This window comes from Bacillus siamensis (assembly GCF_051628075.1).
GTDB classification, from domain to species: domain Bacteria; phylum Bacillota; class Bacilli; order Bacillales; family Bacillaceae; genus Bacillus; species Bacillus siamensis.
Window position 1 is genome coordinate 2,313,025 of record NZ_CP155579.1, and the last position, 12,062, is coordinate 2,325,086.

Genomic DNA, 12,062 nt, shown 5'->3' on the forward strand with positions numbered 1-12,062 from the left:
CAATCAGATAGTCACAAATTCATGAGGGTTCATTCCCTCGATCGGAATCGGCTTGGTCAGCTTCATCAGCCCCATACGGGAGATCGGCTGCGTCAGCAAAGTTTCCAGCGCCTGCATCCCTTCCGCCCGGCTGATCAGCCCTAGACCGATTTGGCTCAGTCTGTCAAACTCTTCAGAAATGTGATTGTCAGCCCGCTCCCAATAACCCCAGTTCATCACTTTGACCCGGCATGACAGCCGTCCGGAAAGCTCATGGGCAAATGCGTCTTTAAATGCGCACCCCGCCGCATAATGACTTTGATTCGGATTCTTAATATATGAAATAACCGAAGAGAAAAAAAGAATAAAGTCCAAAGACTCTTTCGCAAATACTTCGGCAATGTTGACGGAAATATCCACTTTCGCCTTAAGGCCGGCGTGAAACTGTGATTCTTCCATATCTTTTACGCTTTCATTCGCAAATACCATCGCTGAATGAACGACGCCGCTGATAGTGCCGTATTTGTTTTTAATCTGTTCATAGGCGCGCTGAAGCGATGGAAGATCAGAAGCATCTGCGGATATATATTCGGGAGCCGGGCCTGATGGCCGGTACCGGTCTATTTTTTGGCGTATCCGGCTGTCCAGCGGCCGCCTCCCGATCCAGACGATTCGGGCTTTATACGTCGTCACCATATAATCTGTCCAAACCTCTCCGATGCCTCCCGCACCGCCGATGATGACATATACGCCTCCATAGCGGTAAGGAACACTTTCAGACGGCTCGCTTTGGACCGGAAGCAATTGAGGCCGGTACCATTCCTGATGTCTGCGCACCCATGCTTTACCCGTACGGTCGCGGGGCAGGCTGAATATGTCTTCTGCGGGGAAATCCCCCCCCTCTTCAAGATCGACCAGACGGATGTGCCAGCTCGGATGTTCTTTAGCGAGAGACCCGACAAAACCGTGCACACTGGAATGAGCGGGACGCGCCTCATCATATTGGGTGATAGGCTGTGCTTGGTGCGTAATCACCGTAATCCCGAGCTGCTCTTTTCCATACCCGAGACCGATAAGAGCTTTGGCCGCTCTGAAAATTTGCAGTACCCCGCTTTTTTGATCATGGATGTCAGCTGGCTGAGGGGCAAACCAGATCATATGCTGAATCTCACCGAGACGGCGGAGCCGATCAGATATCACTTCAACGGAAGCACTTTGTCTGCTGTCAAATCGCACAGCTTTAGGAAACAATCGTAAAACCGCGTCGGCCTGCCCGTCTGTACCGCCTATAATGAGAGCTTTTGCTTCAGAAATGGGGAAGCCGGTTTGGTTGTCTATCGGTTCCGCGTCCCATACCTGCATCAGTTTGACGGCTCCGGTAAGGTCACCCGGCAGATCGTATTGCTTATTATCGGTTACGGGCGGCGCACTTTCGGCCATCCGGGCAGAAAACCCTTTTATCCTTACACACACATTGCCGCGTTCATCACATATATCAATGTCCATTCTTCGCACGGCTGGTGTTTCATGCGTCACAAACACGGCCGCCCACATGTTTGGACTGCACGGATGAAAAACGGTCAGTTCATGCAATTCAAAAGGCATTAACGGCTGCTCCGGATAATCCGCTTGATCTTCATTCATAACGCCGATGGCCGCCTGAAAAGCGGAATCAATCAGACTAGGATGGAGCACAAACTGTTCGGCCTCATCAGAAACGGAAGCAGGGAGCACCAATTTAGCCAAGGCTGCTTTTTCCCCGCGATAAATGTGATCAATTCCTTGATGTGAAGGTCCGTATACAATTTCCGCCTTTGCAAACGCCGCATAGCAGTCTTCTTTTGACAGCACTTTTTTGCGGCATCGCGCTTTCAGCTGTTCAATATGCAAGACCGGCGCCTCAGACAGCGGCTCAATCACAGCACTGCCTTCACAATAAATGTCTGAATCGTTTTCATTGCTGTACACTTGAAATGAAACATTGCCGTTATCCTCCAAGGAAAGCCCTGTCGTCATTCGCAGCGGCTCTTTTTTATGAACGGCCTGGCGTATCCAGCTGATATACCGCAGCGAAATGCCGGTTTTAGCCGTGTATTCAGCGGCTAACGGCGCGGCAGCCAGTTCAGCCGCGGCTCTCGCCATTTCAAGATAAGCCGCCCCGGGGAGAACACGCTTGTTTTGGACGATATGATCGGCTAAGAAGAATTCATCTCCGTTCAGTACCGTGCTGAATTTTTGTTCTAACAAATCTGATGTATTGCGGTGAAGCAGCGGGTGAAGCCTGCTTTCTGTATTTACGGAAGTAACGGGATGATCAGGCTCCGGTATCCAATATTGTTCCTTTGCAAACGGATACGTCGGCAGACTCATCCTGCGCGGTTTCTCCTCCTGATACAGCCGCGTCCAGTCTATCTCAAATCCTTTTGACCACAGCTCCGCAAGTTTTTTGTAAGTGCCGCTGTCCATCCATTTTCGGATCAGCTCCTCCGTATCCTGATCATCATTCAGGAAACCCCTGATTTCCGTTCCGCTACCAGACCGCCCTTGAAAGCAGCCGTCAATCTGCCGTTTTCGTTCTGTAAATTCGGTTAATTTCCTGATCAGGTCCGCTTGATCGTTCACTAAAAAAACAAGCCGTTCTTCCATTGCCAGCCGTCCCGTTTGCAGCGTATACGCCAGTGACCGCAAGGAAAAAGGTTCATCAGGCTGCTTATCTAAGCCGGACTGACCGAAAAGATTGGAAAGAATATTCTTATGTTTCTCATCTTTTGTAAGACATTCTGCTAAAGTCCGGACGGAAGTATGCTGTATGAGATCAGACATGTCTATTTCCAGCTCATATTGATCCGTCATCAGCTCAGAAAACTGAGTCAGCTGCATGACATCCAAGCCGTATTCCTTCCAATCGTGTTCACCATCTACCGAGCCGGCCGCTACATGCAGAACTTCCGCCAGAACACCCCGCAACGCATTTTCCAGCTGATTTTGCATTGTATCTATTTTGTTATGAAGCGGACCGCTTCCTTCAAGCGCTTTATCTTTGAGAAATATCAGCAGGCGGGCAGCGTATTCCTTCAGCCGCTCCGGATTTTTCGCTGATAGAGGCACGATATACGGCCTCTCTTGATTCTCTGTAATGCCGGGGTTTTTAGGCTTGTACTCTTCTAAAATGAGATGAACGTTTGAACCCGTCGCCCCGAATGAACTGATGCCTGCGCGTCTCGGACAGAAATGTTCACTGCCGTTCTCTGTATACGCCGGCTTTTTCCATGACTCGGTTTTTTGCTGCACGTAAAATGGCGAGTCCTCTAAACGAAGATACGGATTAATCGTCTCTGAGTGCAAAGAAGGGACAAGCGTTTTGTGAAACAGCTGCAAAACCGTTTTATGAAGCCCGCTGATCCCGGCGGCTGATTCCGCATGTCCGATATTCGATTTAACGGAACCGATCGCACAAAATTGCCGATCCTCCGTAAACGTGCGGTAAGCTTTAACAAGACCTTGTATTTCAATCGGATCTCCTAAAGAAGTTCCGGTTCCATGCGCTTCCACATAAGAAATCGTCCGGGGATCGATCCCCGTTTTTTCAAAGCATTCAGCTATCATATCCCCCTGCGCCACGGGGCTCGGCACGGTAATCCCGCTGACGGTTCCCACGTGATTGACGGCGCTGTCTTTTATCACCGCATAAATATGATCCTTATCTTCTTCGGCTTTGTGAAGCGGCTTCAGCAGCACTGCCCCGATGCCGTCAGCTGAGACATAGCCTGTGCCGCCTTCGCCGAACGTGCGGCACAGCCCGTCACTCGAATGCATATCCATCAAGCCGTATGTGATATATTTTGTCGGGTGCAATGATAAATTGACGCCCCCGGCAAGAGCTGCTTCACATTCACCGCGTCTCAGACTTTCCGCCGCCATATGGACGGCCGTCAGAGATGACGAACACACCGTGTCAACCGCCATGCTCGGCCCGTGAAAATTGCAAAAATATGAAACCCGGTTTGCGATCGGCGCATAGTTCAAGGGATAAGGAAAGACCAGCCCTTTGGCTGCAGCTTCAGCGCCGACGAGAGAATAATCCAAATGCATCACCCCGGCAAACACACCGACGTTCATTCTCTTATTCGGCCCTTTCGGCTGAACGATTGTTTCCGGGGTGTAGCCCGCATCCTCAATCGTTTCCCAGCATGTTTCTAAAAACAATCGTTCTTGCGGATCTTTAGCTTCTGCCTCCCGCGGAGAAATCCGGAAAAATTTCGCATCAAAACAATCCGGATCGTCTATAAAACCGCCCCATTTGGAAATCGGCTTGCCGGACGGCGATCGCAAATGCTCATATTTCCTCGTATCCCAGCGGGAACGAGGCACTTCCGTTACGCTGTTTTCTCCATTTTTTAAATTTGCCCAGAATTCACGAAGATTTTTGGCGCCGGGGTACCGTCCCGCCATCCCGACGATGGCAATATCTCCATTCTGCGTTCCGGCTGACGCCGATTTTTTCACGCGGATTTGGGTCGTCCTCTTTTTTTCCCGGTGCAAAGGTTCAGCATTTGAATGTCCGCTTTGAGTATGGCCGAAACCGGCTCCGTAATGTTCGCACAAATACCCCGCCAATTCCGTGATTGTCGTGTATTCAAATAACAGCGTCGGCAGAAGCTGCGTTCCGATTTTCCGTTCAATTTCCTTTACCATGTCCAACAGCCCCGGAGAATCCAGCCCCATTTCATAGTATCCGATAGCCGGGTCAATCTCTTTCACAGGTTTGTTCAATCGGGCGGCAAGCAATTCTTTTAAATAAACGATGCACTGTTCAGTAAGACCGGCGGAAGCCTCCGCAAATCGGGGCTCGGAAGGCGCCGGTTCCGCTTGCGGAGCCGGGACGGCATTCCGCCCGTCAGGTTCTTTCTTTTGCCGTTTCTGATTGATCAGTTCCGGGTCCCTCACCAGTTTATTGGCGAAGTTTTTCAGTTCGCCGACTTTTCTGCCTTCCTCATTGAAAAACTCCATTGTCACGTAAACGAGATCTTTCTTACGGGTGACGGATTCTTTTTTTATCTTGGTGATACATGTCGTCTGCAGCAATTCGGCGCAATAAAACGATTCATAAAACAGCGGCAGAAATAATTGCCCCTCCTCTCTCGTCAAAGGAGCGAGATATACATTGGAGCCGATGCTGCTCGCATCTATCAATGCGGGATGAAACATCGCCTCTTCTGCATGTTCCAGCTGATCCTTTTGCACCGACAGATCAATATAAATCTCTTTTTCAGTTTGGTAGACGCTTCCGCAGCCTTTCATCATTCCTGAATGAACCAGTTCTTGATCCCTGCATTCCGCGTAAATGTCCTCAAGCGGTATTTCTGCCGCCGTTTGTTTTACGGCATCCATCCGGACGCTCTCTTGGAAGCCGGCGGGCTTGACGGAATGCATGTGCGCCGCGGCATATACCTTTGTCCCTGCTGCTTCGTCACCTTGTTTTTGCCCTTTCACCTCCACCTTCCACTGCTCTTCGCCGCTCACTGTACAATCAACGGAAAGCAGGATTGATTCTCCCTGTTCAGGAGCTAAAGGGTGAAAAATCGATAAGTGCCTGAGTTCAAGGCCGGCATGAAATAAACCGTTTTCTCTGAAAGTCTGATAGATCAGGTCAATATAAGCCAGACCCGGCAGCAGTTCCTTTCCATAGGCTTTATGATGTTTCAGAACGGGATGCTGATTGTTAATAAGAAGCTGCTCTTGCATATGAACTTCCTCCATATCGACGTTCAATTTTCAGCGCAATCAGTAAGTCTTCATTTGTTTCCAAAACGTATTCGGGCGGGACTTATGTGCGTTTTCATGCAGGCTTTCGGCTTTGTCCGGACGAATGGGCCGGCGTTTTAATTCCTGTCTCGGCAAAGGCTTTCTAACCGGGGTATACGCCTTTTGTTCCCAAGCTTCCACTATGACATGGGCATTCGTCCCGCCGTCAGCGAAGCTGCTGACAGCGGCAATCCGCGGTGAATCCGTCCATTCACGCAGAGCGTGCGAAAAATAAAACGGCGAGGCGGACAAATCGTAATGCGTCATCGGCTCTTTGCCCGAAAGGAAAGGCACACGCATTCGGCGCGAGAGCATAAGCACTGTTTTAATGAATCCGGCAATCCCTTCAGCGCATAACGGGTGTCCAATATTCGGCTTCATCGACCCCAATTCGCAAGGCGCGCTGTTTTGCATACGGTACACCGCTTCAATCGCCCTTAGTTCCAAAAGGTCTGTTACTTCAGAGCCTGAACCGTTTGCTTCAATGTAGCTGATATCCTCCGCTTTTCTGCCGCTTTTGGCAAGCGCCTTGGCCATCACTTCTTTTTGCGCCTGTATATTCGGTGTGGCAGGCCCCGCGGTTCTGCCGTCATTGTTTACGGAAATGCCTTTAATGACCGCATGAATCCGGTCCCCGTCTTTTACAGCTTGGGCCGCTGTTTTTAAATACACCATTCCGACGCCTTCTCCCAATACGATGCCGCCGGTGCGGCGGTCAAAAATATGAAACGCAGGCTCTTCGCTTAACAGATTGCGAAGTTCAAACATCCGGTGGGTTTGACCGGATTCCAGCAGACTGACTCCCCCGACCACCGCTGAGTCGATTTCGCCGCAAGAAAGCGCCTGTATCGCCATATTCATACCGACAAGCGCTGAAGAACAGGCCGTATCCAAAACGAGACTCGGCCCCTTCAAATCAAAGAATTGAGAAAGATTGGCCGCTAAGTAATTCGGGCCGGCGGCGACTATCGGATTTTTTGCATGCTTCAGACGGTTTTCGTCAGGCATACTGCCGCCGCGTCCTCCTAAATAGACACCGGCTGACCTGCCTTTCATTTCTTGTAAAGAGTAACCGCTGTCTCTGAACAGATGGAGCGCCTCTTCTAATATAAGAAAGGACTTGATATTCATTGCCTTGATGTCTTCTTCGGGAATAAGGAAAAACCCCGGGTCAAAATGCGTTACATTTTTTAAAAGGCCCGCATAATCCGCCTTCTCCGTTTTCCAGCGTTCTTTCGGCACCCTTTGAATGGCCGACGTTCCTTCAGACAGCAGCTTCCAATAAGCTTCAATTGATTCAGCTCCCGGAAAACGGCAGGACATTCCGACAACAGCGATGTCTTGCGCCGCTGCAGCACCAGAAGGCTGAATGACAGCGGCTGCTGTTTGTTTGGGAACGTACGGGATTACAGGCTGCACCGGTTTTGAAACGGCAGCTTTGATTTCCGGATATGCTGTTTCAAGCCATCCCGCCAGCGCAGCAACCGTAGGGTATTCATACAGCACCGCCGGGTCAAGGTCAGCTTTGATCCTCTTTCCGATCGCTCTGGACACTTGGGCAAGCATGATGGAATCGGCTCCGTAATCTTGAAAAGGTGTATCAGATTCAAATCTTGACGGCTCCAGTCTTAATTCCCGGCAGCAAATGCCCGTCAGCCATTCCTCAACGCTTTCTGTATCGGCCTGTTCCTGCTGCTTTGTTTCGGTAAGGCCGGATGAAAGCAGCAGACGGTCAGGCTCCCATTTTTCCGGGTGAATGACGGCCGGCATAATAACAGATCCGCAATCGCCTGCCATAATGGCATCAAACAGGCTCAGTCCTTCTCTGTCAGTGATGCTCTTTAAACCGCTTTTCTGATAGACCCGGCTTTTTGATTCGCCCATACCCGTTTCTTTCCAGCTCGGCCATTGAATGCTCAGCACCGGAAAACCTTTTGCGGCCGCAAAATAATCCATATAGGCGTTAGCCATGGCATAATCGCTTTGTCCCGCTCCTAATTCCGGCATCACGCCGGACACTGAAGAAAACAGCGCAAAAAACCGGAGAGGTTCCTTGTGCAGCGCTTGATACAAAAGGTCCAGTCCGTCTGTTTTAGGTTCAAGCACGGGCATCATCTGCTCTTTTGTTTTGCGGATAAAGGCGGGATGATCGAGATCTACGGCTCCCGCTGCGTGTATCACGCCTCCTATCGGCCCCATCTTCTCTTTCACCCGGCTGACGGCCTGCTCATATTCAGGGCCGGAAGATACAGACAGCACTTCCGTTCGGACACCTTTTTGTTCGAGCTCTCTGATTCTCCTCACTTTATCGGAAAACGGGGAATTCCGTTTGGTATGGTCATCCCACTCCGCTTTCGGAGGCATTGTTTCTTTTCCGGTAAGCACGAGTTTCGTGACTCCGTAACGTTCGGCAAAATGCCGGGCGAATAAATATCCGAGTCCTTGGGTCCCTCCGGTGATCCAGAGCACATGGTCTTTCGGAAATGAAAATTCTTTTTCAGCTAAGCTGTTTGTTTCCTTTAACCGCGCATGATAGCGCACACCGTTTCGGTAACACACTTCGATGTCTTCAGAATCGCGAAAAAACTCCTCTGCGATCTGGTTTGCCAGCTCAGGAGCTTCAGCAGTCCGTTCTGCATCCATATGCCGCGAGCGGATATCCTTATACTCACTTTGGAGCATCCGGTACAATCCGGCCTTTTTTGCACCTGAGAGATTTATCGTTTCATTTGCAAAAGGTTCAAGCCCCTTTGTTACACAAAGCAGCTGAAGCTTTCGGCCGCGGTTTCTGTTGTCAATGAGAGACTGCAGACGATGAATCCAGCCGTCATCATGCTTGATTTCCATCCCGCATCCGGTCACATCAATCAGACCGCCAAACCGGGCCGCGTCCCCGGATATTTCCGATGATGCAGCGTCAATGATTTCAGACTCGTGGAAATAACGGGACAGCTCAACGGCCAAATTTCCTGTCTGGTGATCAGCAGCTATTCCGATGACGCCCCGCACTTCCTTAGCCGGAACACGGCTGCTTTCTGCCCAGCTTTTCTGTAAAAAGCGGATTTCACGAAATGTTTCAGCATGTGTTTCAGCATCACGAACATTGTCCGGCGCTGCATCGTCCGGCCAATAACGATCCTTTATAAATGGATAACCTGGAAGGCTGATGCGGTGCGGCAGGCTGCCGTTATAAAGCTCTGACCAATCAATCTTCAGCCCTTTTACCCAAAGTTCCAGAAGCTTTGCGAATTTTTTTCTTTTCATCCATTTACGGACGGCTTCCTGCATATCTTCATCCTTAAAAACGGCTAGAATGTCTTTATACTGTTTGCTTTTTCCCCTGAAGCAGCCGTCTGTCCCGCCGTCAATAAAACGCTGCAGTTTTTCCGCTAACTGCTCCGTCGACGTCACAATAAACGCCGCACGTTCTTCCATCGCTTCTCTTCCGGTTTGAAGGGTGTAAGCCGCATCCCGGAGGCTGCGGTCTGTGACGTCATTTTTTCTGATCGCTTGAAGAAGCTGCTGCGCCCGCCGCTTCAGGCTGGCCTCCTGTTTGGCGGATAATAAAATGACTGCGGGGTCTTCATCTGTGAATGGCTTAGAAATCTCCCTATCAGGTTCAATATATTCTTCTATCAATATGTGGGCATTTGCCCCGCCCGCGCCAAAAGAAGAGATTCCCGCGATTCTCGAAATTTCTTTCTGCGCTCCGTTTTCCTCAATGACCGGCCGTTTCCAGTCTGCCAATTCACGCTGCACCACAAACGGCGTCCGGTCGAATGCAATATTCGGATTCAATTTCCGGCAATGTAAAGAGGGGGCCAGCTTGCGTTTTTGAAACTGGAGCAGCAGTTTCGTTACACCGGCAATGCCTGCCGCAGCTTCCAAATGCCCGATATTGGATTTAACTGAACTGATGGCGCAAAAGCCTTTATCTGACGTTTTCGTTTGAAATGCGCGAGTCAAACCGTCAATTTCGATCGGATCTCCGAGTTCAGTGCCCGTGCCGTGGGCTTCGATACAGCTTATCATCCGCGGATGTATTTCTGATTTTTCAAGCGCGCCGGAAATCACGTCAGCCTGGGCGCTCGGACTCGGCACTGTATACCCGTTTGTTCTGCCGCCGTGATTGATATGAGTGCCGCGAATCACCCCGTAAATATGGTCCTTATCAGCCATCGCTTTTGACAGCGGCTTTAACAGCACAGCCCCGACGCCTTCACCGGGAACAAATCCGTCTCCGCCTTCACCGAAACTTTTGCACGTTCCGTCTTTTGAAAGCATTCGATAGGCGCTGAGCTCCGCATAAGCCGAAGGATGCGTATACACATTCACACCGCCGGCAATCGCCATGTCACATTCGCCGCGAAGGATGTTTTCACACGCTTCATGAATTGCAGTCAGCGAAGACGAGCACATCGTATCAACCGGCATGCTCGGCCCTTTCAGATTAAGAAAATAGGAAACTCTGTTGGCCGCTGAACTGAACGACGTTTTCGGCTGCAGGGTGCCGCCGTTTTTCCAGTACATTCCGTACCCGTTTTTCGTAATGCCAGCAAAAACGCCGACCCGGCCGTTATACAGATTTTCAAGCTGTTCCTTCGTATAACCGGCATCCTCCAGTACTTGCCAGCACATTTCAATAAAGAGACGCTCCTGCGGGTCCATATTCAAAGCATCACGGGGTGAAATTTGAAAAAACAGCGGATCAAAGAAAGCGGCATCTTTCAGAAACCCGCCCCGCTTACTGTAACTTTTCCCTGCTTTCACGGCCGCTTCGGGATCAGGGTTATAGTATTTGTCCTTTTCCCACCGCTCTTTGGGAATTTCCGTCACACAGTCTTTTCCGGCTGCTAAGTTATCCCAGTACTCTTCAAGTGTTTCAGCTTGCGGATAACATCCGCTGACTCCGATAATCGCAATCCCTTCTTTTGTCTGGTTCTCATTGGAAAAAGAAGGCCGTTTCTTTCGCTTGATAAACGACGGAAGCACCGGAAAATCTTCATTTGCCAAAACCTGTTCTGATATGCCTGAACGGTGCTCATCATCATTTGTCCATTTTCGGCATTCTTTTGGATAATCCGTGACAAAGTGAGCTGCCAGGGAGCCCAGTGTCTTATATTCGTAAAAAACCGTTTTGGAAAGGTCACCGAAAAGCAGAGACAATTCGCGGTTCAATTTCGTCACAGTGACTGAGTCGATTCCGTAGGTTTCCAGCGGCTCTTCAGTGTCTATGTTGGAAACAGCCATTTTTGTAGTCAGGGCAAATAGCGTTTTGAGCTGAAGAAGCGTTTGTTCATACAAACGTTCACTGTGGTGTTCGGCATTGGTTTTTTCGGGAGCGCCCGCCTTGATGACAGGCTGCAGCTTCAACCCCGACAGGGAAGCCCATATTTTTCCTTCTTCGTCACATAAATCAATATAAAAGCTCCCCGCCTTCTCTTGTATCTCGGCCCATACCTTGTCAGGACAAGATTCATAAAACAAAAGCTCGTCCAATGAAACCGGGGCGAGCGTTTTATATTCTTTGCCGCCAAGCAGCGCGCATGCCTCTGTCACACTTTGCATCACACAGGGAGGGAGGCCGAATCGGGAGGATTCTTTTTGGTTTGTCAATGGAATTGATATGTCTGCCAGCATCCGTCCTGCTGAGGCGTAAATACGCTCAATTCCTTTCATGTGCTCACTGTATTGAACAGTATCGTTCTGAGTGATGGCTTCAATTTGCTGCTGATCCATCAGGGAACCGCTGTTTTCCTTCAAGCGGCTGATATCCAGCATGCCAGGCGCAGCTTCAACTGGCTGAATCGTCCCTTGGCTGTACACATCATGATGACCGGAATCGGCAGAAAACGGATTATAAATCTCAAACCTTTTGGCTTCACCCTCTGCGGGTATCAGCCTGATTTCGATATGGAACGGCTCAGCCTCAGTCAGAATGGGCTTTGACCACACAATATTCGTCAGCCGGACAGCCGCAGTCTCCTTTACTGTCAAAACAGCCGCAGCTCTCGCCATTTCCAAAAGAAGTTCTCCAGGCATAAGCTTTTTATGCTGTAAAGAAACATCAGCGAGAAAAAATTCCCGGCCGCTGAAAGCTGCCGAGAATCCCTGCCCCGTTTCATCGGAAATATGCTGCTGAGCAAGCGGATGAAGGGAAGCCGCTTGGCGAAGTCCCATCCGCATATCATAATCGCGCAAAATGCCGATCGCATCCTGTTTTGTCATTTTTTTATTTTTGACGTCAGAAAAAACCCGGTGCAGAAACTCTTTCATAT

Annotated in this window: 2 protein-coding genes; both read right to left on the minus strand. The window is 49.9% G+C overall.

Features of this window, described 5'->3' with window-relative positions; translation table 11 throughout:
* Nucleotides 1-3: 3 nt before the first annotated feature.
* The gene (locus ABDB98_RS11215; protein WP_438420179.1) at nucleotides 4-5,724 is read right to left on the minus strand and encodes an SDR family NAD(P)-dependent oxidoreductase; all 5,721 of its coding nucleotides are present in this window, start codon (nucleotides 5,722-5,724) and stop codon (nucleotides 4-6) included.
* 39 nt (nucleotides 5,725-5,763) lie between these two features.
* On the minus strand, nucleotides 5,764-12,060 hold the full coding sequence (locus ABDB98_RS11220; RefSeq protein ID WP_438420180.1) for a beta-ketoacyl synthase N-terminal-like domain-containing protein: 6,297 nt from the start codon (nucleotides 12,058-12,060) through the stop codon (nucleotides 5,764-5,766).
* Nucleotides 12,061-12,062 lie beyond the last annotated feature (2 nt).